Annotated in this window: 19 protein-coding genes; 11 read left to right on the top strand and 8 right to left on the bottom strand. The window is 66.3% G+C overall.

From position 1 onward, the window contains the following. The first annotated feature begins 43 nt into the window (after positions 1–43). From ABNQ40_RS10730 to ABNQ40_RS10720, 3 genes are read left to right on the top strand one after another with little or no spacing between them, the layout of a single operon-like run. Positions 44–691: an amino acid ABC transporter permease gene (locus ABNQ40_RS10730; protein WP_109048685.1), complete on the top strand. Its 648-nt coding sequence runs from the start codon at positions 44–46 to the stop codon at positions 689–691. A gap of 4 nt (positions 692–695) precedes the next feature. Then, positions 696–1,397 carry an amino acid ABC transporter permease gene (locus tag ABNQ40_RS10725; protein WP_109048686.1) on the top strand — a complete coding sequence of 234 codons (702 nt, stop codon included), beginning with the start codon at positions 696–698 and terminating at the stop codon, positions 1,395–1,397. Then, a complete protein-coding gene (locus ABNQ40_RS10720; RefSeq protein WP_109048687.1) occupies positions 1,397–2,224 on the top strand; it encodes an amino acid ABC transporter ATP-binding protein in 828 nt (275 codons plus the stop codon). The genes ABNQ40_RS10725 and ABNQ40_RS10720 overlap by 1 nt, the downstream gene beginning before the upstream one ends. A gap of 55 nt (positions 2,225–2,279) precedes the next feature. Here ABNQ40_RS10720 and ABNQ40_RS10715 read toward each other — a convergent pair whose 3' ends face one another. Then, entirely contained in the window at positions 2,280–2,546 is a 267-nt protein-coding gene (locus ABNQ40_RS10715) for a Txe/YoeB family addiction module toxin (RefSeq protein WP_391346464.1), read from the bottom strand. Beyond that, entirely contained in the window at positions 2,527–2,793 is a 267-nt protein-coding gene (locus ABNQ40_RS10710) for a type II toxin-antitoxin system Phd/YefM family antitoxin (protein WP_109048689.1), read from the bottom strand. Before ABNQ40_RS10710 ends, ABNQ40_RS10715 begins: the two co-directional genes overlap by 20 nt. A 205-nt stretch (positions 2,794–2,998) precedes the next feature. On the opposite strand from ABNQ40_RS10710, the gene ABNQ40_RS10705 reads away from it, so the two are divergent. From ABNQ40_RS10705 to ABNQ40_RS10675, 7 genes are all read left to right on the top strand, one after another. Continuing rightward, positions 2,999–3,673 carry an energy-coupling factor ABC transporter ATP-binding protein gene (locus ABNQ40_RS10705; RefSeq protein ID WP_109048690.1) on the top strand — a complete coding sequence of 225 codons (675 nt, stop codon included), beginning with the start codon at positions 2,999–3,001 and terminating at the stop codon, positions 3,671–3,673. Next, a complete protein-coding gene (locus tag ABNQ40_RS10700; protein WP_109048691.1) occupies positions 3,673–4,323 on the top strand; it encodes an energy-coupling factor transporter transmembrane protein EcfT in 651 nt (216 codons plus the stop codon). Before ABNQ40_RS10705 ends, ABNQ40_RS10700 begins: the two co-directional genes overlap by 1 nt. A gap of 30 nt (positions 4,324–4,353) precedes the next feature. Continuing rightward, positions 4,354–4,899, top strand: coding sequence for a biotin transporter BioY (locus ABNQ40_RS10695; RefSeq protein WP_391347410.1), 546 nt, complete (start codon positions 4,354–4,356; stop codon positions 4,897–4,899). Between the two features lie 52 nt (positions 4,900–4,951). Next, on the top strand, positions 4,952–6,421 hold the full coding sequence (locus tag ABNQ40_RS10690; protein ID WP_247879656.1) for a class I adenylate-forming enzyme family protein: 1,470 nt from the start codon (positions 4,952–4,954) through the stop codon (positions 6,419–6,421). Then, on the top strand, positions 6,418–7,587 hold the full coding sequence (locus ABNQ40_RS10685) for a thiolase family protein (protein ID WP_109048694.1): 1,170 nt from the start codon (positions 6,418–6,420) through the stop codon (positions 7,585–7,587). Before ABNQ40_RS10690 ends, ABNQ40_RS10685 begins: the two co-directional genes overlap by 4 nt. Beyond that, positions 7,588–8,823 carry an MFS transporter gene (locus ABNQ40_RS10680; RefSeq protein WP_109048695.1) on the top strand — a complete coding sequence of 412 codons (1,236 nt, stop codon included), beginning with the start codon at positions 7,588–7,590 and terminating at the stop codon, positions 8,821–8,823. It abuts the gene before it with no gap. A gap of 279 nt (positions 8,824–9,102) precedes the next feature. Next, positions 9,103–10,281, top strand: a complete 1,179-nt coding sequence (locus tag ABNQ40_RS10675) for a hypothetical protein (protein ID WP_109048696.1) — start codon at positions 9,103–9,105, stop codon at positions 10,279–10,281. A gap of 58 nt (positions 10,282–10,339) precedes the next feature. On the opposite strand, the gene purT is transcribed toward ABNQ40_RS10675, so the two are convergent. Continuing rightward, the gene (purT, locus tag ABNQ40_RS10670; RefSeq protein WP_109048697.1) at positions 10,340–11,509 is read right to left on the bottom strand and encodes a formate-dependent phosphoribosylglycinamide formyltransferase; all 1,170 of its coding nucleotides are present in this window, start codon (positions 11,507–11,509) and stop codon (positions 10,340–10,342) included. Positions 11,510–11,734: 225 nt separating this feature from the next. Between purT and ABNQ40_RS10665 the strand changes: the two genes are divergently transcribed. Further along, positions 11,735–12,160 (top strand): hypothetical protein, encoded by a 426-nt coding sequence (locus ABNQ40_RS10665; protein WP_109048698.1) that lies wholly within the window; start codon positions 11,735–11,737, stop codon positions 12,158–12,160. Between the two features lie 22 nt (positions 12,161–12,182). Here the strand turns inward: ABNQ40_RS10665 and ABNQ40_RS10660 are convergent, their stop codons facing one another. From ABNQ40_RS10660 to ABNQ40_RS10640, 5 genes are all read right to left on the bottom strand, one after another. Then, entirely contained in the window at positions 12,183–12,458 is a 276-nt protein-coding gene (locus ABNQ40_RS10660) for a DUF5985 family protein (protein ID WP_109048699.1), read from the bottom strand. Next, entirely contained in the window at positions 12,458–12,727 is a 270-nt protein-coding gene (locus ABNQ40_RS10655) for a DUF5985 family protein (protein WP_199235262.1), read from the bottom strand. The genes ABNQ40_RS10660 and ABNQ40_RS10655 overlap by 1 nt, the downstream gene beginning before the upstream one ends. 85 nt (positions 12,728–12,812) lie before the next feature. Next, positions 12,813–13,187: a hypothetical protein gene (locus ABNQ40_RS10650; RefSeq protein ID WP_098737976.1), complete on the bottom strand. Its 375-nt coding sequence runs from the start codon at positions 13,185–13,187 to the stop codon at positions 12,813–12,815. A 66-nt stretch (positions 13,188–13,253) separates the two neighbouring features. Beyond that, positions 13,254–15,656 carry a response regulator gene (locus ABNQ40_RS10645; RefSeq protein ID WP_247879657.1) on the bottom strand — a complete coding sequence of 801 codons (2,403 nt, stop codon included), beginning with the start codon at positions 15,654–15,656 and terminating at the stop codon, positions 13,254–13,256. Then, positions 15,653–21,538, bottom strand: coding sequence for a HAMP domain-containing protein (locus ABNQ40_RS10640; protein ID WP_391347407.1), 5,886 nt, complete (start codon positions 21,536–21,538; stop codon positions 15,653–15,655). The genes ABNQ40_RS10645 and ABNQ40_RS10640 overlap by 4 nt, the downstream gene beginning before the upstream one ends. Positions 21,539–21,680 lie beyond the last annotated feature (142 nt).

Below are 21,680 nucleotides of genomic sequence, written 5' to 3'. Positions count from 1 at the left end.
TCGGGCGGGAGAGGGACAGGATCGCCCGACCAAGGCCCACACGATGAAGTTCAGCGTCATCATCGACGCCTTTCCCTATCTGCTGGGAGCGGCCGTCACGACCATCTGGGTCTCTCTGCTCGGCGTGCTGCTGGGGCAGGTGATCGGCGTTGTCGTCTGCGTGGCGCGCCAGTCCGGTGGCCGGGCTGCCGACATGGCCGGCGGTGTCTATGTCAGCTTCTTCCGCGGTGTTCCGCTGCTGATCCAGCTTCTGCTGATCTACTACATGCTGCCGCTGATCGGCATCGACGTGCCGCCGCTGGTCGCCTCCATCGCGGCGCTCGGCCTCGCGTCCGGCGCCTATGTGTCGGAGATCTACCGCGGCGCGCTGAATGCCGTCCCGCACGGCCAGTCGGAGGCGGCGCTGGCGCTGGGTTTCCCCGGATCGTCGATCTGGACGCGCATCCTGCTGCCGCAGGCTTTCCGCATCTCGGTCCCTGCACTGGTCAACGAGCTGATCCTGCTGCTGAAGGCATCCTCGCTGATCTCCGTCGTCGGGGTGGCGGAGCTGACGCGGACCAGCCAGACCATCTCGGCCAGCAACTACCGCCCGCTCGAGATTTATCTGGCGGCCGGCCTCATCTATCTGGCGATCAACGGCGCGCTGGCCCTGTTCGGCACGCTGGTCGAACGCCGCCTGCAACAGGCCTGACCCGATGTTGGACCTTTCCCTTCTCGTCCAGTACGGCCCGGCGCTGCTGCGCGGCTTCGGCGTCACCATCCTGTGCTGGGGTGCCGGCTGCCTGATCGGCATGGTGCTGGGCTTCGCGCTCATGCTGCTGCGGCAATTGCCGGTGAAGCCGCTGCGCTGGATCATCCGCGCCTATATCGAGGTGATCCGCGGCACGCCCTTCCTGATCCAGCTGTTCCTGCTCTACAGCGGCGGCCCGGCCATCGGCCTGCGGCTGGAGGCGACGACCGCCGGCATCCTCGGCCTCGGCATCTATGGCAGCGCCTATTTCGCCGAGATCTTCCGCGCCGGCTATCAGGCGGTGCCGAAGGGGCAGGTGGAGGCGGCGCTCAGCCTCGGCATGTCCTACGGTGCCATCCTGCGCCGGGTGATCGTGCCGGCGATGCTGGTGTCGACCATCCCGGCCATCGTCAACATGATGGCGATCCTGACCAAGGAGACGGTGGTGCTGTCGATCATCACCGTGCCGGAGTTGATGTACGAAATGCAGACGATGGCGGCGGAGACCTTCGCCACCTTCGAGACCATCCTGGGGATGGCGCTGTTCTACTGGCTGCTGGTGGAGGTGGTGTCGCGCCTGGGCCGCCGGCTGGAGGCGCGCGTCACCCGTTTCCTGACCCACGCCTCGCCGCAAGGGTCGTCCGAGACTGCAACCGCGAGGGCGTGATGACCGCCGTTTCCCAAACCGCCACCCCATCGCGCACTGTGGTCCAGGGCGATACCGTGCCAATGGTCTCCATCCGCGGCGTCGGCAAGAGCTTCGGCACCAACGAGGTGCTGCGCGACATCGACCTGACCGTCAACAAGTCGGAGGTCGTCTGCCTGATCGGCCCCAGCGGATCGGGTAAGAGCACGCTCCTGCGCTGCATCAACTTCCTGGAGGTCTACGACCGCGGCGAGATCCGCATCGAAGGCAAGCTGGTCGGCTATAGCGAGGACATGCCGCGCCGCCGCCTGTCCAACCGCGACCTGCGCGATCTGCGCCGCAACGTCGGCATGGTGTTCCAGCAGTTCAACCTGTGGCCCCACATGACCGCGCTGGAGAATGTGGCAGAGGCGCTGGTGCAGGTCCGCGGCATGGACAAGGCCGCCGCCACCGCCCATGCCCGCCGGATGCTGGACCGGGTGGGCCTCTCCGCCAAAGCCGACAGCTATCCTGCCCGCCTGTCCGGCGGCCAGCAGCAGCGCGTCGCCATCGCCCGCGTCATCGCGATGGAACCCCACCTGATGCTGTTCGACGAACCGACCTCGGCGCTCGACCCCGAACTGGTGGGCGAGGTGTTGCAGGTGATGCGCGATCTGGCGGCCGACGGTATGACCATGGTGGTGGTGACCCATGAGATGGGCTTCGCCGCCAATGTCGCCGACAAGGTCGCCTTCCTCGACCGCGGCCGCATCGCCGCCTTCGGAACCCCGCGCGAGGTCTTTCACGAATCGACGGAACCGCGGGTGCAACAGTTCTTGCAGACCTATCACGAGCGCAATAGCTTCTGATCGCCGTTCGCTGATGAAGAAAGGCCGCCCAAATTGGGGCGGCCTTCGTGGCGGCTCAGTAATGATACCGGCAGGCCAGTATTTCAAGCGACTGAGCCTCGCCGCTCCCGGTCACCCGATAGACCAGCCGATGCTCGCCGGTGATTCGGCGCGACCACCAGCCGGCAAGTCCTTCCTTGAGAGGTTCAGGCTTGCCCAATCCTGAAAATGGATTGCGCTCGGTATCGCGGATCAGATCGTTAATCTTCTTTAATAAGGCTCGATCATTCTTCTGCCAGTATAAATAATCCTCCCAGGCGCCGTCAGTCCAAACTTTCTTCATTCAGAATATCCCGCTCGACGCCTTTTCCAGCATCGAGTTGGACGATACCCTTGAGCAGCCGTTCCGCATTCTTGGGGCTTTTCAGGAGATGGAGCGTCTCCATCAGTCCTTCGAACTCCTCTTCGGAAATCATCACCACCGAACGCCCCTTTTGTCGGGTGACGGTCAATGGTGCACGGCTGTCGCAGACCTCGTCCATCACGCTGGCAAGGTTGTTTCTAAGATCGGTGTAGCTGATGTGACCCATTTTAAAGCGCCTACCAAATCCGTAAGGCCGCGCAGCACTTCAATTTTCATCGAGGCTTCTGCCGATCGCACTATGTACAGAAATATGGACATCTTTCAAGTCTCCTCTGCCACAGCCACGCTCCCCCTGGAACCCAGCCCGCAAACCCGCTAAGAACCTTTCGCACGCGCAACAGAACTGCAACGCGAAAGCCCTGGCTCCGTCGATGATCGAACTCCGGTCCGTCACCCACGCCTATGGCGACCGCCCCGTGCTGCACGACCTGTCGCTGCGGCTGGCCGAGCGGCGCATTGCCATTCTCGGCGGCAACGGCTCGGGCAAGAGCACCCTAGCCCGCCTGTTGAACGGGCTGATCGTGCCGGCCGCCGGCACCGTCACGGTCGATGGTCTGGATACCCGCAGCGACGGCCGGGCTGTGCGCCAGCGGATCGGTTTCGTCTTCCAGAATCCCGATACCCAGATCGTCTACCCGACAGTTGAAGAGGACCTCGCCTTCGGGCTGAAGGCGCGCAAGCTGCCGAAGGACGAGATCGCCCGTCGCGTCGCCGGGGCGCTGGAGCGCTATAACCTAGACCGCTACCGGCACCAGCCGGCCCACCGGATGAGCGGCGGTGAAAAACAGCTGCTCGCCATCGCCGGGGTGCTGGTTCTGGAACCAGCCTACGTGATCTTCGACGAGCCGACCACGCTCCTCGACCTGCGCAACCGCCGCAAAGTGATCGACCTGCTGCGCGGCCTGCCGCAGACGGTGATCGTCGTCACCCACGACCTCGACATGGTGAAGGATTTCGACCGGGCGCTGGTGCTGGAGGATGGCCGCGTCGTCGCCGACGGCCCGCCGGCGGAGACCGTGCCGGCCTACATCGAGCGGCTCGGCTGATGCTGGGCCTCTACCTGCATCGGGAGTCGGTCGTTCACCGCCTGCCGGCAGGGACGAAGCTGGGCGGCCTGCTGCTGTTGACCATTCTGGTGCTCGCCCTGCCCGGTGGCTGGGGAGCGCTGGCCGCCGGATCGATCGGTGCCGCGGTTCTGGTGGCGGCAAGGCTGCCGGCCAGGCGGGTGCTGATGGAGCTGCGGGCGCCGGTGCTGATGCTGACCCTGCTGTTCGGCTTCCAGGCGCTGCTGGCCGGCGGTGGGTGGGAGGAGACGGCGGTCGCCGTCGCCCGCTTCGCCGCCCTGATCCTGCTGGCGACCCTGGTCACGCTGACCACCCGCGTCATGGACATGGTCGATCTGTTCGAGCGGCTGTTCGGCCTGCTGCGCCCGGTCGGGGTCAACCCGGCGAAGATGGCGCTGATGCTGGCCCTGACCATCCGCTTCATCCCGCTGCTGGGCGAACAGGTGCGCGAGGTGCGGATGGCCCAGCGCGCCCGCGGCGTGGAGCGCAACATAGCCGCCCTGTTCGTTCCGCTGCTGGTCAAGATCCTCACCATGGCCGATGATCTGACCGCCGCACTGGAAGCGCGCGGTTATGACCCGGCGGATGCCGGTACGAACGACACCAAAGCCAAAAACGATACTCAACGATAACGTCACCAGCCGAAGGAAGCGTTCGCCATGTTGTCCACCCGCGACCTCGTACTCTGCGCCCTGTTCGCCGCCCTGCTGGGCGGACTCGGCATGGCGCCGCCGATCCCTCTCGGTTTCCTGCCGGTGCCGGTCACCGCGCAGACGCTGGGCGTCATGCTGGCCGGTACCATCCTGGGCGCCAAACGCGGTGGCATCGCGGCATTGCTGTTCGTGCTGCTGGTCGCGGCCGGCCTGCCCCTGCTGGCCGGAGGTCGCGGCGGCATCGGTGTCCTGATGGGGCCGACCGGCGGCTTCGTTCTGTCCTGGCCGGTCGGTGCCTTCGTCACCGGCTGGCTGGCCGAGCGTTTCGCCACCACCGCCAACCCGATCCGCCTGTTCGCAGTCAGCGTGTTTGGCGGCATCCTGGTCGTCTATGCCGGCGGCATCCCCTGGCTGTGGCTGGTCGCCGGCCTGCCGATCGACAAGGCCGTGTTCGGATCGCTGGCCTTCGTGCCGGGCGACCTGATCAAGGCCGGCATCGCCGCCGTCGCCGCCTCGGGCGTCCGCCGCGCCGGCATCCTGCCGATCCATGCCTGAGAGAATGGCGCCTGAGAGAATGGTGCCAAAGGGAATGGTTCCGGAGCAGCCCTTGCCGACCGGCAGCTATTTGGGGGCGGACAACCTCGTCCGCCCCTTTGCGCTGGCCGCCGAACGGGTACACGACCGTCCGGCGCTGATCCTCGGCGACGAGACGCTGGCCTATGGCGCGCTGCTGGAGCAGGTGCGGCGGGCCGGTGCCGGTGTGGCTGCCCTGCGCCGGGATGGAGCACCGCCGCGCGTGGCGCTCAGCCTGGGCAACCGGCCGGAACTGCTGGCGCTGTTCTTCGGCATCGTCGCAGCCGGCGGCATCGTCGGTCTGCTCGACCCGAAATGGAGCGCCGCGCAGACCGCCGCCGCCATCGAGACCTTCCGCCCCGATCTGCATCTGACGGCCGGGACTGCCGCCACCTGGATCGCAGCGCAGCCGGCAGGCTGGACCATTCCCGCCGTCGATCCGAAAACGCCGTTCCTGGTCGGCTTCACCTCGGGCACCACCGGCCGGCCCAAGGCCTTCATCCGCAACCAGGGCTCCTGGCTGGCGACGCTGGAGGCGAGCCGGGTGGAGTTCGGCATCGGCGCCGAGGACGTCATTCTCGTGCCGGGTCCGCTGGTCCATGGCCTGGGCCTCTACGGCGCGGTGGAGGGGCTTTCGGCCAGCGCCACGGTGCGGGTGCAGCTAAAATTCGACGGAACCGACGCGGCGGCGCAGTTGGCGGAGCGCGGCATCACCACGCTGGTGCTGGTGCCGACGATGCTGGTCGGCATCCTCGACGCTGCCGAGCGCGACGGCCGACGCTTCCCCGCCCTTCGCCGGGTGGTCTGTTCCGGCGCCAAGCTGTCGCCCGCGGTGCACGAACGGCTGGCCGCCCTCTGCCCCGACGCCGCCGTGCTGGAATATTACGGCGCATCCGAGCTGAGTTTCGTCAGCCTGCGCGCGTCCCGCGAAGGAGCCCCCGCCGACAGCGTCGGCCGACCCTTCCATGGGGTGGAGCTGAGCCTGCGCGACGATGACGGCCATCCGGTGGAGCGCGGCCGACCCGGCACCGTCTGGGTGCGCAGCGGCATGCTGAGCGACGGCTACCTTGGTGTCACCGACGGCGCCGGCTACCGCGAGCGGGACGGCTGGGGCACGGTCGGCGATTACGGCTGGATCGACGGCGGGGGCTGGCTGCGGCTGGTCGGGCGGGCCGGCGACATGGTGATCACCGGCGGCCTGAACGTCTACCCGGCGGAGGTTGAGGCGGCTTTGCGCGCCCATCCCGCGGTGGCGGAGGCGGTGGTGTTCGGCCTGCCCGACCCCTATTGGGGCGACGTCTTGTCCGCCGTCGTGTGGTGGCGCGGGAGCGCGCGCTCCTCGCTCACCGACCTGCGCGGCTGGTGCCAGGACCGGCTGGAGGGCTACAAGGCGCCGCGGCGGATCTTCGCCGCGTCCGACTTACCCCTGACCGGCAGCGGCAAGATCGCCCGCGCCGATGTGCGCGAGCGGGCGAATGCGGGCGAGCTGGAGGTGGTGGCATGACCAGCCACCCCATCATCGTTGCCGCCCGGCGAACCCCGGTCGGCCGCATCGGCGGCAGCTTGCGCGAGCTTCCCGTCGAGGATCTGGCCGCCCCGGTCATCCGTGCCGTGCTGGCCGACGCCGGCCTCGATCCCGCGGAGGTGGATGAGGTTGTGCTGGGCAATGCGGTCGGTCCCGGCGGCAATGTCGCACGGCTGTCGGCTCTGGCGGCCGGGCTGCCGGTATTGGTGCCCGGCGTCACGGTGGACCGGCAGTGCGGATCGGGGCTGGAGGCGGTCAACCTCGCCGCCCGGCTGGTACAGTCCGGCGCCTGCGACGTCGTCCTGGCCGGCGGTGTGGAGAGCACCAGCACTGCCCCGTGGCGCGTCGCCAAGCCGTCCAGCCTCTACCGCAGCCCGACCTTCTACGACCGCGCCCGCTTCGCCCCCGACGAGGTCGGCGACCCGTCGATGATCGAGGCGGCGGAGACTGTCGCCACGGCCTACGGCATCGACCGCGCCCGCCAGGACCGTTACGCGCTGGACAGCCACCGCAAGGCCGTGGCCGCGCAGGCCGCCGGTCGCTTCGACCGCGAGATCGTTCCGCTGGGTCTCCGTGACGGCCGCTTCGTCGCCCTCGATGACTGCCCGCGCGCCGATACCAGCCTCGAAAAGCTGGCGGCGCTGCGGCCCATCCTCCGGCCCGATGGCACGGTCACCGCGGGCAACGCCTGCCCGGTCAATGACGGCGCCGCCGTGGTGGCGGTGGTGTCCGAGCGGAAGTTCCGCGCGCTCGGCCTCCGCCATGGGCTGGCGGTGGTCGACAGCACCGCGGCGGGCGTGGATCCCAAGCTGCTCGGCACCGGCCCGATACCGGCGGTGGGAAAGCTGCTGGCCCGCAATCCCGGCCTTACAATCGCCGACATCGATCTCGTCGAATTCAACGAGGCCTTCGCCGCCCAGGTGCTGGCAAGCCTCGATGCGCTTGGCATCGACCAATCGCGCGTGTCGGTCGGCGGCGGCGCCCTGGCACTCGGCCATCCCTATGGCGCATCCGGGGCGATCCTGGTGACGCGCCTGTTTACCGAAATGCTGTTCCCGGCTGCGGGCCGTGCGCCCCGCCGGGGCCTCGCCACGCTCGGCATCGGCGGCGGGCTGGGGCTCGCCACACTTCTGGAGCCAGTTTGAATGACCAGCGCCCCTGCGGCCGGGGATAGTTTCCGGTCGGCCTTCCGTCACCGCGCGTTCGCCCTGTTCTGGAGCGCGCGGGTCTGTTCGATGCTGGCGATCCAGATGCAGGTGGTGGCGGTCGGCTGGCAGGTCTATGCCATGACCGGCGACCCGCTCGACCTCGGGCTGGTCGGTCTGTTCCAGTTCCTGCCCTCGCTGGCGCTGGTTCTGGTGGCCGGCCATGTGGTCGACAACAACGACCGCAAGACGGTCCTGTTCGGCGCCCTGTCGGTCGAGATGATCGCGGTCGCCGCCCTGTTCCTGCTGACCATGGCCGACGCCCTGTCGCCCCACGCCATCTTCGCCGTGGTGGCGCTGATCGGCCTCGCCAAATCCTTCGAGGGTCCGGCCAACCAGGCGATCCTGTCCGCGACCGTCCCGGTGGAGGATTTGCCCAACGCCGTCGCCTGGCAGTCGTCGGGCGTGCAGGTGGCGCAGATCTCCGGTCCGGCGCTGGGCGGACTGCTCTACATCGCCGGTCCGGCGGCGGTCTATGGCGTCAGCACGGCGATGCTGCTGCTGTCGGTCCTGCTGATCGCCGCCTGCCGGCCGCGCCCCGTCACCATGACCAAGCGTGCCATGAGCCTGACCAGCATGCTGGCCGGCGCCGCCTTCATCCGCAGCCGGCCGGAGATTCTGGGCGCCATCTCGCTCGATCTGTTCGCGGTGCTGCTGGGCGGGGCGACGGCGCTGCTGCCGATCTATGCGCGCGACGTGCTGCATGTCGGACCGTGGGGGCTCGGCCTGCTGCGCTCGGCGCCGGCGCTGGGGGCGCTCGCCATGGCGATGGTCATCACCCGCTGCGGCGTGAAGCGCCATGCCGGGCGTTGGATGCTGATCGCGGTGGCCGGGTTCGGCGTCGCGACCATAGCCTTCGGTCTGTCGGCCGATCCGGTGCTGTCCTTCATCGCCCTGCTGGCGGTAGGCGCCACCGATCAGGTCAGCATGTTCGTCCGCCAGACGCTGGTCCAGTTGTCCACCCCCGACGAGATGCGCGGCCGGGTCGGCGCCGTCACCTCTCTGTTCATCGGCGCGTCCAACCAGTTGGGCGAGTTCGAATCCGGCAGTGTCGCGGCACTGATCGGTGCGGTGCCGGCGGTTGTGCTGGGCGGCGTCGGCGCAGTCGGGCTCGCCGGATTGTGGGCGGCGATGTTCCCGGCGCTGCGGCGGGTGGACCGGCTGCTCGGACGGTAGCAATGAAGACTTCATTACACATTGCAGCATATGAATACAAAGCGCTCTTCAACCCTAGAATTTTAAAACAATGAAGTTTATACTTGAGGTGTATTCGGCGCGCAGCATTCTTAAAGCCATGTCGAGAACGGAAGGAGAGTGATGTCGCCAAGCAGCCCCATCGTAAATTCAGTTCGATTCCCAAATAATCATACTCTCGCCTTGTGAAATAATGAACACTGAACAGGGCGAAAGGTTCTGGTCAGAGTTCGAATTTAGAAATTCAAAAAGGGATTCAAGATGAGCATTGTTATCGGTAATGTTGCCATCAACTTGTCAGAAAGCGGGGATATCGCCGGAATTAACTATGATAACTACTACCTTGTTTCCCAAAGTCCTTCACAAATATCTTTCCGCTACACGCTGAACAGCGCGCCGGTTATGGACGTCTCCATCGGCGGAGTTCTGAACATCACCGACTACAGTGCTTCGGGCAGAATAACGTCCCTGACGGCGACTCAGCCGAACGGCACACTCATGGTCTCGTTCAGCAATGCCAATCTGAGCTTTTCCAGCGTCTATGGCCTTGCAAACGCTCTGACTTCATCGACGATATTGTCGGGCAACGACCAGATCTTCGGCTCGGCCCAATCCGACACCCTCTATGGTTATTCGGGCAACGACTATATCGCCGGTGGCGGCGGTAACGACACCATCAACGGTGGGAATGGGTTCGACATCATCGACGGCGGCGATGGCACGGACATCGTCATCAGCAACCAGTATTACACTCCTGACAAGCTCATCGCCTTCAATGGGCAACTCGCCGTTCTCGACCGCAGCAATGGCACGGATTTGCTGACGAACGTAGATTACATTCGCTTCTACGACCGGACGGTGGCGCCTACAAGCGCCACGGGCTTCGATGCCCTGGGCTATCTGGCAAGCAACCGCGACCTTGCGGCCGCACTCGGCACAGACGAGGCGGCGGCGTTCAACCATTATGTCCAGAGCGGCTATACCGAAGGCCGTTCCACCAGCTTTGACGCGGTCGGGTATCTGGCGGCGAACCGGGATCTCGCTGCGGCCTTCGGGACGAACACCGTTGCCGCCACCCGGCATTACATCATCACCGGGTGGCTCGAAGGACGAAGCTCGTCCTTCAACGCGATGAGCTATATCGCGGCGAACCCGGACCTGATCCGCGCTTTCGGCGGAAACACCGCAGCCGCGGCCCTGCATTATGCCACAAGCGGACGGCTGGAGGGACGGGCCACGGCCTTCAACGCCACGGCTTATCTGGCGCGAAACCCCGATCTACAGCGTACGCTGGGTGGCAGCGAGACGGCGGCAACTGCTCATTACGTGGCGTTCGGCTATCGCGAAGGGCGCTCGATCACGCCGCTGACCACCACCGGACGGGGGGCATCGATGCTGGCATCTGATGTGCCGTCCACAATGCTGGCCGCCGCCACCTGAACATTGCCCCAGTGCGGGCGGAGCAGCCATCCCCGCCCACGCTGGCCGAAATGAAGCCTCACAAATACCGGATCGTCACCTTGCCGGCGGCCTGCTTGGCCCGTGCCCGCGCATCGTCGGTGTCGGTGCCGGTCGCCAGCGCCACGCCCATGCGGCGGTTCTTGCGGGTGGTCGGCTTGCCGAACAGGCGGACGTCGACCTCCTGCTCGGCGGCCCCCAGGCGCAGCGCGTCCGCCAGCCCCTCGATGCGGAAATTCTCCGCCTCACGGTCGGCCAGGATGACGGCGGAGGCCGACGGGGCATGGCACAGGATGTTCGGGATCGGCAGGCCCAGGATGGCGCGGGCGTGCAGTTCGAACTCCGACAGGTTCTGCGACAGCAGCGTGACCATGCCGGTGTCGTGCGGCCGCGGCGACAGTTCGGAGAAGATCACCTCATCGGCGGTGACGAAGAACTCGACGCCGAAGATGCCGTAGCCGCCGAGATTGTCGACGACGCGCGCCGCCATCGCCTTGGCATCGTCCAGCATCGCCTGCGGCATGGCGACCGGCTGCCAGGATTCCTGATAGTCGCCGCGCTCCTGCCGGTGGCCGATCGGCTCGCAATAGAGGATGCCGTCGCGGGTGCGAACGGTCAGCAGCGTGATCTCATATTCGAAGGGAACGAACTCCTCGACGATCACCTTGCGGCGGTCGCCGCGCATGTTCGCCACCGCATAATCCCAGGCGGCCTCCAGCCCGGCGGCGTCCTGCACCGTGCTCTGCCCCTTGCCGGACGACGACATCACCGGCTTGACGACACAGGGGAAGCCGGTGTGCTCCGCCCCGGCGCGCACCTCCTCCAGGCTCTCGGCATAGCGGTAGCGTGAGGTGCGCAGACCGAGTTCCGTCGCCGCGACCTCGCGGATGCGGTCGCGGTTCATCGTCATGGTCGCGGCACGGGCCGACGGCACGACAATGGTGCCGGCATCCTCGAATTCGTGCAGCACCTCGGTGCGGATCGCCTCGACCTCTGGCACGATATAATCGGGACGGTGCTTGGCGATGGCGGCGCGCAGGGCGTCGGCGTCCAGCATGGAGAACACCTCCGCCTGATCGGCGACCTGCATCGCCGGCGCGTTGGCGTAGCTGTCGCAGGCGATGACCTCGCAGCCCAGCCGCTTGGCGGCAATGACGAATTCCTTGCCCAGCTCCCCGGAGCCGAGCAGCAGGATCCTGGCGGTGAACATCGACGCACTCCCGATATTGGCGACAGCTGGCGATATTGGCGACAGCTGACCGACCATAGGGCTTCCGGCCAGCCGGGCCAAGCCCCGCCGTAAGCCCCCCGTATGCAGCCGCCAAGCGGAAGCGAGGCTGCATAAATATTTCTAAAAAGAAATTATAATGGTAGCGGATGAAAAACTCCGCTCATGTGTTCATGCGTAAATGAACCCCTGTTTCGGGAGGCGACAATGGCAACGACCACACAAGCGGCAGCAAGGCGCGGGTTCTTCGGCGGCAGGACCCTGATGGCCGTTTGCCTGGCCGGCTCGCTGGCATTGCCGGGCTGTGCCGGCAACGGCAACGACGACATGGCCGGCGCCCTGCTGATCGGTGCCGCGGTGGTCGGGCTGGGCGTGCTGGCCGCCACCGCCGGCGGGGACGACGACGACGGCGACCGCAACCGCGGACGGCATCAGCGCCATCGCGGCGGCTACGACAACAGCGGCTATTATGGCAATGGCTATGCGAGCGGCTATGAGGGCCGCGGCGGCTACAACCGCTATGCCGGCAACGGCCAATGCGACGATTCGCGCTACCGCACCTCCAATGGCGGGCGGGCCGAAGCCGGGACCGACGAACGGGACTGCCGCCGCTTCGGTGACGGCCGCAAGTAGAAGGCAGCCGTCCGAATAGGGTTCAGCGCCGCCGCCCCTCCAGGTTCTTGCGGACGATGGCGCCGATGATCAGCAGGAAGGCCAGCAGGCGCAGCACATAGACCCAGCTCTGCTCTTCGCGCTCCAGCCCGCCGAGCGCCAGCACGATCTGGTTCAGCGCCAGCAGCAGGAAGGCCAGTGCGAAGCTGACGAACAGCGCGTCCCTCGTCCGTTTCCAGAAACCGAGAAAGAACAGCCCGGCCACCGCATAGAGCGCCGCAAGCACGCCGGTGAAGAAGCTGGAGGTGGTGGGCAGCATCACTCGGCATCCCAGATGAAGCCGTACAGCAGCACGCCCACGCCGGCCATGGCGGAGAGTTGGCGCAGTGGCAGCAGGTCGACCTGCGTCGGCAGAACGACGACATCGATGAACAGCAGCAGATTGTTCACGGCCAGCCCGACGAAGCACAGCGTGCTCCACAGCAGAAGCCGGCTGCGGGAACGCAAATAGCTGCGCAGCAGCAGGACCATGCACAGCAGGCTGGCGGCGAAGCACAGCAGATAGACCGCCGACTTCACGACATCCATGTCGCTGCTCCCACCCCGCTCTCCCCCCGCAGAGGACGGCACGCATTCCTGACTAGGTAGTCCGCAGTCATTTCATTCACTGAGATCAATCGTTGAGGCGGAAGCGGAAGGAATCGGCAAAGATCTGCACCTTGTTGCCGGGAGCCGCGAAGATCTCCCGGATGATGGCGGACGGACGGGTGGCGTAGGCCTGCTCGATCTCCTCCACCCACTGGTCCAGCAGCGGGGAAGCCGGCCGGTAGCGGTGGCGGCCGTCGGTCTGTGCCACCAGCAGGCCAGCGCCGAGGAACCCGGCCAGCGCCTCCTGCACCACCACGTCGCTGCCACGCAACTCGCTGACCAGATCGCCATTCGACCAGTCCCGGTCGGGAGTCCGCCGCAGAAGAAGAAGAAGCTCCAACGCCCAGACAGACCGGATCGAACCTCGCAACAGGGTAAGCGCATCATCGGACAAAACCATGAACCAGAACCTGACCTGATATGCACAACCGGCGGCGTGGGGTAACGCCGCCCTCGATCCCCCTCATCACCCCCGGACGGCCTCCGCCGGGGCGAGAGGGGCCTGCAGATCCAGCGCGCGCCGCAGGGCACGGGCCAGATCGCCGTCACGGTATGGCTTGGACAGCGTTTCCGCCCGGCTCAGCACAGCCCCCAGAACGGCGCCGGGATCGGCGGTGCCGCCGGCGTCGGTGGACGCGCCGGCCTCCGGTCCCGGCGCAGAGGTTCCGTTGGCATAGCCCGAGGCGAACAGCACCCGCAAAGAGGGATGGCGGCGCAACCCCTCCAGCGCCAGCTCGCGCCCGTTCAGACCGCCGGGCATGACGATGTCGGTGAACAGAAGATCGACCGGCTGCCGGTCCAGCAGGGTCAGCGCCGCTTCGGCACCGTCGGCCTCCAGCACACGATACCCCAATGCCGACACCGCCTGCACCGCGACCGACCGCACATCGGCATCGTCATCGACCACCAGCACGGTCTCGCCACGGCCGGCGAAGGCTTCATGGCCGTCATCCTCGTCGGCCGACACGCCATGGGCGCTGTCCATCGCCGCCCGCGGCAGGTAGAGGCGGAAAACGGTGCCACTGCCGGGCTTGCTGTCGATACCGATCAGTCCACCCGACTGCTTGACGAAGCCATGGATCATGGCAAGGCCCAGACCGGTGCCCTTCCCGGTCTCCTTGGTAGTGAAGAAGGGCTCGAAGGCCCGCTCCAGCACGTGCGCCGGCATGCCGCATCCGCTGTCCGCCACCGACAGCATGATATAGTCGCCGGCCGGCACCGACATGCCGTTTCCGGTCTGCGGCTCTGTGAACCGGGTGTTCGCCGTGCTGATCCGCAGAGTGCCGCCGCCGGGCATGGCGTCGCGGGCATTGATGACGAGGTTCAACAACGCCGATTCCGCCTGGGAGCGGTCGACTGAGGCGATCCACAGCGGTTCGGCATCGGCCGGCGGCGCTTCGATGGCGATGGCGACACCGCCGCCCAGCGTGCGCTCCATCAGCTCGCCCATACCGGCGACAAGATCGCCGAGATCCACCGGTTCCGGGTGAAGCTGCTGGCGCCGGGCGAAGGTCAGCAGCCGCCGCGTCATGTCGGAGCAGCGCAGCGCCGCCTGGAGCGCCATCTCCGCCCGCCGCGCCGCCTTGGGATCGTCGGCAAGGCCGGGAACCAGCCGCTCCAGGCTGCCGATCACCACCATCAGCATGTTGTTAAAATCGTGGGCGATGCCGCCGGTCAGCTGGCCGACCATCTCCATCTTCTGCGCGTGGGCGAGCTGCTGCTGGGCCTGGCGCGTCTCGGTCACGTCCATGATGGTGCCGAACAGCTCGGCCGGCCGGCCGTCCTCGTCGCGCACGACAACAGCCTGGTCCAGCAGATGACGCTCGCCGCCGTCCGGACCGCGCCAGCGATATTCCACCGTGGTCAGCCCGGCATCGTGGATCGACGCCAACTGGCGCAGCACGCGGTTGCGGTCGTCCGGATGCAGACCGGATTCCCAGAAATTCGGATCCTCGATGAAACGGGCAGCGGGGCAGCCCAGCACCGTCTGCGTCGTGTCGGACAGGTAGCGGAACGGAATGCCCGGTGTCAGGTCGGCGGTGTAGAGCACGATGGGAAGCTGGCCCAGGATCATCGCCTGCCGCTCCTCCGACCGGCGCAGCGCCTGTTCGGCCTGCCGCATCTCGCGCCGCACCCGCTCGTTCTCGTCCAGCAGGCGCTGCTTGGCCTCGACCTCGCGCTTCACCTCCTCCGTCTTGCGGTAGAGGTCGACGAAGACCGACACCTTGCATTTCAGGATCTGCGGGTCGACCGGCTTGAACATGTAATCCACGGCGCCGGTGGCATAGCCGCGGAAGATGTGCGTCTCGTCCTTGTTGATGGCGGTCAGGAAGATGATCGGGATATGGCGTGACTTCTCGCGCAGGCGGATCAGACCCGCCGTCTCGTAGCCGTCCATCCCCGGCATGTGCACGTCCAGCAGGATCAGGGCGAAGTCCTGGCGCAGCAGATGCTTCAGCGCCTCTTCCCCCGACCGGGCGAGCACCAGCTGCGCCCCCAGATCCTCCAGCGTCTCCCGCACGGCGAACAGGTTCCGCGGGTCGTCGTCGACGATCAGGATCGCGACGTCCGCCTTGTCGGGCTGCGGGTGTGAGTCGGTGGTCATGGTTCCGCTTTCGCATCCCGCGGGAACGGCGGCCGGCGGTGGCGTCACAGTGGCGGGAGGAACAGCCGCAGGGGCCGGCGCCGCTTCCACCGCGGCTGCCGCCGGCGGCAGAGGTGGCTTACAGACGGCGTCGACGCCGGCCGGCTGGGCGCTGGCGGTGCCGAGCAGGCGCGACCGGCGGGCCGCCGGCACCGGGCTGGCGGCCGACGGGACGAACGGCGCGCGCCGCACCGCCCGAACGGGCTGGAGCTTGCGCCGGGTCATGCCTGCACCCCACCGCGCTGTTGCTGCCGGTTGTTCTTGGCGGTCCAGATCCGCAACAGCGACAGCAGATGGTCGATGTCCACCGGTTTGGCGATGTAATCGGTCGCGCCGGCCTCGATGCACTTGTCGCGGTCGCCCTTCATCGCCTTGGCGGTAACGGCGATCATCGGCAGCGTCCGGAACTCGTCGATGCTGCGGATCGTGCGCATGGTCTCATAGCCGTCCATTTCCGGCATCATGATGTCGACCAGCACCACGTCGACGCCAGGGTCGGCACGCAGCCGCTCGATGCCCTCGCGTCCGCTCTCGGCATGCAGGACCTCGATCTTGTGGGCCTCCATCACGCTGGCCAGCGAGAAGATGTTGCGGATGTCGTCGTCGATCACCAGCACCCGCTTGCCGGCCAGCGACGGGTCGTGCTGGCGCAGGTCCAGGATGCTGCGCCGCTTCTCGTCGGGCAGCCGGTCGACGGCGCGGTGCAGGAACAGCGCGGTTTCGTCCAGCAGCCCGGCCGGCGACCGGGCGCTCTTGAGCACCACGGTTTCGGCCAGCCGGCGCAGCCGCGCCTCGTCCTCCGCCGCGATGTCGGCGGCGACATAGATCACCACCGGCATCCAGGCGAGCGTGTCGCGGGTGCGCAGCCATTCGATCAGCTCGAAATCCACCGTCACCGGACCGGCCAGGGTCGGGCTCGACAGATCCAGCACCATGCAGTCGAAATGGTCGGCGCTCAGTGCCGCCATCGCGGCCTCGATCGAGGTGACGGTGTGCGTCTCCACATCGCCGTTGCCGATCAGGGCGGCGACGCCGCCCGGCTGCGGGCTGTCCTTCTCCACCACCAGAAGCCTGCGGTGGTCGCGCTCCCGGAAGCTCTTGACCCGGTTCAGGGCGTCGAAGATCGCCTCGCGCTCCACCGGCTTTTCCGAATAATCGAAGGCGCCCATCGCCAGACCGCGCCGCCGCTCGTCCTTGGCGGAGATGACATGGACCGGGATGTGCCGGGTCTGCGGATCGCGCTTCAGCAGGTCGAGCAGCGCCCAGCCATCCATGTCCGGCAGCCCGATGTCGAGCAGGACGGCATCCGGCCGGTATTTACGCGCCAGCGGCAGCGCCGCCGAGCCACCGCTGGACAGGATGGTGCGGAAGCCCTTCTCCCGCGCCAGATCGATCAGGATGGAGGCGAAGGTGTTGTCGTCCTCCACGATCAGCACAACCGGTTCACCGGGCCGCAGGCGCTCGCGGTCGTCGCCGGCCGGCTGCTGCATGTCCAGGAGCGCCAGCCCCTCCTGCGGGCCGGAGGCCACCACCGGGCGGGTCGCCGTCTCGGTCCGCTTGGGCAGCAGCGCGGTGGGCGGCATGGCGGCGCTGGCCGCGGCGATGACGGGCGTGCCGAGCTGCGCGACCGGTTCCGCAACGATGTCGTAGCTGCGCGGGACGAACAGCGTGAAGGCACTGCCCCTGCCCGGCGTGCTGGCGACGCGGATCTCGCCGCCCAGCAGACGGGCGATCTCGCGGCTGATCGACAGGCCGAGGCCGGTGCCGCCATATTTGCGGCTGGTGGTGCCATCGGCCTGCTGGAACGCCTCGAAGATGATGCGCTGCTTGTCCTCGGGGATGCCGATGCCGGTGTCGATGACGGTGAAGGCCAGCACCGAGGATGCGGCGTCCAGCGTCGGGTGGGCGGCACTCCACCCTTCCGTCGCCGGGGCGACGCGGAAGGTGATGCCGCCGCTTTCGGTGAACTTGAAGGCGTTGGACAGCAGGTTGTTCAGCACCTGGGCCAGCCGCTTCTCGTCGGTCTGGATGCTGGCGGGGAGCGCCTCGTCCATCTCGATGGCGAAGTTCAGCTTCTTCTCCTGCGCCAGCTGCGAGAAGGTGCGTTCCACATGGTTGCGCAGGTCGCCCAGCACGACCTCGCCGATCTCCAGCGTCACCGTGCCGGATTCGATCTTCGACAGATCGAGGATGTCGTTGATCAGGCCGAGCAGGTCGGAGCCGGCGGAATGGATGGTCCGGGCGAACTCCACCTGACGGTCGGACAGGTTGGTGTCGGGGTTGTCGGCCAGCAGTTTCGACAGGATCAGCAGGCTGTTCAGCGGCGTGCGCAGCTCATGGCTCATGTTCGCCAGGAACTGCGACTTGTATTTGGAGGTCAGGGCAAGCTGTTCGGCCTTCTCCTCCAGCGCCGCCTTGGCGAACACGACCTCGCGGTTCTTACGCTCCACCTCGATGTTCTGCTTCTCGAGCTGCTCGGCCTTCTCCTCCAGCGCTTCGTTGGTGGTGGTCAGCTTTTCCTGCTGGGCCTTCAGCAGCTCTTCCGACTTGCGCAGCGAGGCGGCCTGCTGCTCCAGCCGCTCGTTGGTGGTCTTCAACTCCTCCTGCTGGCTCTGCAGCTCGGTGGTCAGGCGCTGCGACTGCTTCAGCAGGCCCTCGGTGCGCATGTTGGCGGCGATCGTGTTCAGCACGATGCCGATGCTCTCGGTCAGCTGCTCCAGGAAGCTCTGGTGCGTCTCGCTGAAGCGGCCGAAGCTCGCCAGCTCGATCACCGCCTTCACGTCATCCTCGAACAGCACCGGCAGGACGATGATGTTCAGCGGCGGCGCCTCGCCCAGGCCGGAACTGATGGAGACATAGTCACGCGGCACGTTGGTCAGCAGGATGCGCTTCTTCTCGTAGGCGCACTGCCCGACCAGACCTTCCTTCAGGTGGAAGCGGTTGGACAGGTTCTTGCGTTCCTTCAAGGCGTAGCTGGCGACCAGCTCCAGCAGCGGCTCGTCGCGGTCGCGGGTGGCGACATAGAACACGCCGTGCTGGGCGTTCACCAGCGGGGCGATCTCCGACAGGATCATGTTGGAGACGGTGACCAGATCGCGCTCGCCCTGCAGCATGCGGGTGAATTTGGCGAGGTTGGTCTTGAGCCAATCCTGTTCCGCATTCTTCAGCGTTGTGTCGCGAAGGTTGCGGATCATCTCGTTGATGTTGTCCTTCAACGCCGCGACCTCGCCCATCGCCTCGACGGTGATCGAGCGGGTCAGGTCGCCCTTGGTCACCGCGGTGGCGACCTCGGCGATGGCGCGCACCTGGGTGGTCAGGTTGGCGGCCAGCTGGTTCACGTTCTCCGTCAAATCCTTCCACAGCCCGGCGGCGCCCGGCACGCGGGCCTGACCGCCCAGCTTGCCTTCGATGCCCACCTCGCGCGCCACGTTGGTGACCTGATCGGCGAAGGTCGCCAGCGTGTCGATCATGCCGTTGATGGTGTTGGCCAGCGCCGCGATCTCGCCCTTGGCGTCCACCGCCAGCTTGCGCTTCAGGTCGCCGTCGGCGACCGCGGTGACGACGCTGGCGATGCCGCGCACCTGACCGGTCAGATTGGCCGCCATCATGTTCACATTGTCGGTCAGATCCTTCCAGGTGCCACCGACACCCTCGACCTTCGCCTGACCGCCCAGCTTGCCTTCCGAGCCCACCTCGCGCGCAACGCGCGTCACTTCCGACGCGAAGCTGTTCAGCTGGTCCACCATCGTGTTGATGGTCGATTTCAGCTCGAAAATTTCGCCCTTCACATCGACGGTGATCTTCTTCGACAGATCGCCCTTGGCGACCGCGGTGGTGACTTCGGCGATGTTGCGGACCTGACCGGTCAGGTTGGCCGCCATCATGTTCACGTTGTCGGTCAAATCCTTCCAGGTGCCGGCAACCCCCTTGACCTGGGCCTGACCGCCCAGCTTGCCCTCGATGCCGACCTCGCGCGCCACGCGGGCGACTTCCGACGCGAAGCTGTTCAGCTGGTCCACCATCGTGTTGATGGTGGATTTCAGCTCGAGGATCTCGCCCTTCACGTCGACGGTGATCTTCTTCGACAAATCGCCATTCGCGACCGCCGTCGTCACCTCCGCGATGTTGCGCACCTGCCCCGTCAGGTTGGTCGCCATCGCGTTCACGTTGTCGGTCAAATCCTTCCACGTACCGCCGACGCCCTTGACCTGGGCCTGACCGCCCAGCTTGCCTTCCGAACCCACCTCGCGCGCAACGCGCGTCACCTCCGAAGCAAAGCTGTTCAGCTGGTCCACCATCGTGTTGATGGTAGATTTCAGCTCAAGAATCTCGCCCTTCACGTCGACGGTGATCTTCTTCGACAAATCGCCATTCGCGACCGCCGTCGTCACCTCCGCGATGTTGCGCACCTGCCCCGTCAGGTTGGTCGCCATCGCGTTCACACTGTCGGTCAGGTCTTTCCAAGTGCCGCCGACACCCTTCACCTGGGCCTGACCGCCGAGCTTGCCTTCCGAACCCACCTCGCGCGCAACGCGCGTCACCTCCGAGGCAAAGCTGTTCAACTGGTCCACCATCGTGTTGATGGTGTTCTTCAACTCAAGGATCTCGCCCTTCACCGGCACGGTGATCTTTTTCGACAGGTCGCCGTTGGCGACGGCGGTCGTCACGTCGGCGATGTTACGAACCTGACCGGTCAGGTTCGCCGCCATCAGATTAACGCTGTCGGTCAGGTCTTTCCACGTCCCACCGACGCCTTCCACTCGCGCCTGACCGCCCAGCTTGCCTTCCGAGCCCACCTCGCGCGCCACGCGCGTCACCTCCGAGGCAAAGCTGTTCAGCTGGTCCACCATCGTGTTGATGGTCGATTTCAGCTCGAGGATCTCGCCCTTCACGTCGACGGTGATCTTCTTCGACAGGTCACCCGTCGCGACCGCGGTGGTCACATCGGCGATGTTGCGGACCTGACCGGTCAGGTTGGCCGCCATCATGTTCACGCTGTCGGTCAGGTCCTTCCAGGTTCCGCCGACGCCCTCGACCTTCGCCTGACCGCCCAGCTTGCCTTCCGAGCCCACCTCGCGCGCCACGCGCGTCACTTCCGAGGCAAAGCTGTTCAGCTGATCCACCATCGTGTTGATGGTCGATTTCAGCTCGAGGATCTCGCCCTTCACATCGACGGTGATCTTCTTCGACAGGTCGCCCTTGGCGACCGCGGTGGTCACTTCGGCGATGTTGCGCACCTGACCGGTCAGGTTTTCCGCCATCATGTTCACATTATCGGTCAGATCCTTCCAGGTGCCACCGACACCCTCGACCTTCGCCTGACCGCCCAGCTTGCCTTCCGAGCCTACCTCGCGCGCAACGCGCGTCACTTCCGACGCGAAGCTGTTCAGCTGGTCCACCATCGTGTTGATGGTGGATTTCAGCTCAAGAATCTCGCCCTTCACGTCGACGGTGATCTTCTTCGACAGATCGCCCTTGGCGACCGCCGTCGTCACCTCGGCGATGTTGCGGACCTGACCGGTCAGGTTGGCCGCCATCACGTTGACGTTCTCGGTCAGATCCTTCCAGGTGCCGGCAACGCCCTTGACCTGGGCCTGACCGCCCAGCTTGCCTTCGATCCCCACCTCGCGCGCCACGCGCGTCAGCTCGGTGGTGACGGTGACGAGCTGGTCCACCATGGTGTTGACGTTGCGGGCGGTGCGCAGGAATTCACCCTGCAGCGGCCGGCCCTCGATCTCCAGCGCCATGGTCTTGGACAGGTCGCCCTTGGCGACCGCGCCGATGACGCGGGCGATTTCCGTCGTCGGCTGGATCATGTCGCCGACCAGCGTGTTGATGCTGTCGACGCAGGTTTCCCACCCGCCGGACGCATTGTTCAGCTTGGCGCGCTGGCTGATGCGGCCTTCCTTGCCGATGGCGACGCTGAGTCGGCTGACCTCGGCGGTCAGGTTCTGGTTCAGTTCGACCACGTCGTTGAAGGCGGCGGCGATTTCGCCGTCGATTCCGGTGAGGTCCAGCGGCAGCCGCACCGAGAATTCACCCTTGCGCAATTGCCGCAAGGCCATCAGCAGAACCTTCGGATCCAACGCGTCCGCCGTCTCGACCATCGCCGTCATGCCGTTCCCCAATCCGCGCGCCGTGCCCACCATGGACCGCGCTCTGCCCATCCCCAGGACCGCTCAACTGCGCGGTCGAAGAAAACGTAGGCCAACACAACCGGGATTCCGAACGTCCGCACCGACAGTGTGC

Source organism: Azospirillum sp. A23, from assembly GCF_042938965.1.
Taxonomy (GTDB): Bacteria; Pseudomonadota; Alphaproteobacteria; order Azospirillales; family Azospirillaceae; genus Azospirillum; species Azospirillum melinis.
The sequence above is the reverse complement of the archived record's forward strand: the minus strand, read 5'-3'. Positions and strand labels throughout refer to the sequence as shown.

Bases quoted from the DNA above. Each gene is read 5' to 3' on its own strand.
- ABNQ40_RS10730 (WP_109048685.1), top strand. From the start codon at position 44: ATGAAGTTCAGCGTCATCATCGACGCCTTTCCCTATCTGCTGGGAGCG.
- ABNQ40_RS10725 (WP_109048686.1), top strand. From the start codon at position 696: ATGTTGGACCTTTCCCTTCTCGTCCAGTACGGCCCGGCGCTGCTGCGC.
- ABNQ40_RS10720 (WP_109048687.1), top strand. From the start codon at position 1,397: ATGACCGCCGTTTCCCAAACCGCCACCCCATCGCGCACTGTGGTCCAG.
- ABNQ40_RS10715 (WP_391346464.1), bottom strand. From the start codon at position 2,546: ATGAAGAAAGTTTGGACTGACGGCGCCTGGGAGGATTATTTATACTGG.
- ABNQ40_RS10710 (WP_109048689.1), bottom strand. From the start codon at position 2,793: ATGGGTCACATCAGCTACACCGATCTTAGAAACAACCTTGCCAGCGTG.
- ABNQ40_RS10705 (WP_109048690.1), top strand. From the start codon at position 2,999: ATGATCGAACTCCGGTCCGTCACCCACGCCTATGGCGACCGCCCCGTG.
- ABNQ40_RS10700 (WP_109048691.1), top strand. From the start codon at position 3,673: ATGCTGGGCCTCTACCTGCATCGGGAGTCGGTCGTTCACCGCCTGCCG.
- ABNQ40_RS10685 (WP_109048694.1), top strand. From the start codon at position 6,418: ATGACCAGCCACCCCATCATCGTTGCCGCCCGGCGAACCCCGGTCGGC.
- ABNQ40_RS10680 (WP_109048695.1), top strand. From the start codon at position 7,588: ATGACCAGCGCCCCTGCGGCCGGGGATAGTTTCCGGTCGGCCTTCCGT.
- ABNQ40_RS10675 (WP_109048696.1), top strand. From the start codon at position 9,103: ATGAGCATTGTTATCGGTAATGTTGCCATCAACTTGTCAGAAAGCGGG.
- purT (WP_109048697.1), bottom strand. From the start codon at position 11,509: ATGTTCACCGCCAGGATCCTGCTGCTCGGCTCCGGGGAGCTGGGCAAG.
- ABNQ40_RS10665 (WP_109048698.1), top strand. From the start codon at position 11,735: ATGGCAACGACCACACAAGCGGCAGCAAGGCGCGGGTTCTTCGGCGGC.
- ABNQ40_RS10660 (WP_109048699.1), bottom strand. From the start codon at position 12,458: ATGCTGCCCACCACCTCCAGCTTCTTCACCGGCGTGCTTGCGGCGCTC.
- ABNQ40_RS10655 (WP_199235262.1), bottom strand. From the start codon at position 12,727: ATGGATGTCGTGAAGTCGGCGGTCTATCTGCTGTGCTTCGCCGCCAGC.
- ABNQ40_RS10650 (WP_098737976.1), bottom strand. From the start codon at position 13,187: ATGGTTTTGTCCGATGATGCGCTTACCCTGTTGCGAGGTTCGATCCGG.
- ABNQ40_RS10645 (WP_247879657.1), bottom strand. From the start codon at position 15,656: ATGACCCGGCGCAAGCTCCAGCCCGTTCGGGCGGTGCGGCGCGCGCCG.
- ABNQ40_RS10640 (WP_391347407.1), bottom strand. From the start codon at position 21,538: ATGGTCGAGACGGCGGACGCGTTGGATCCGAAGGTTCTGCTGATGGCC.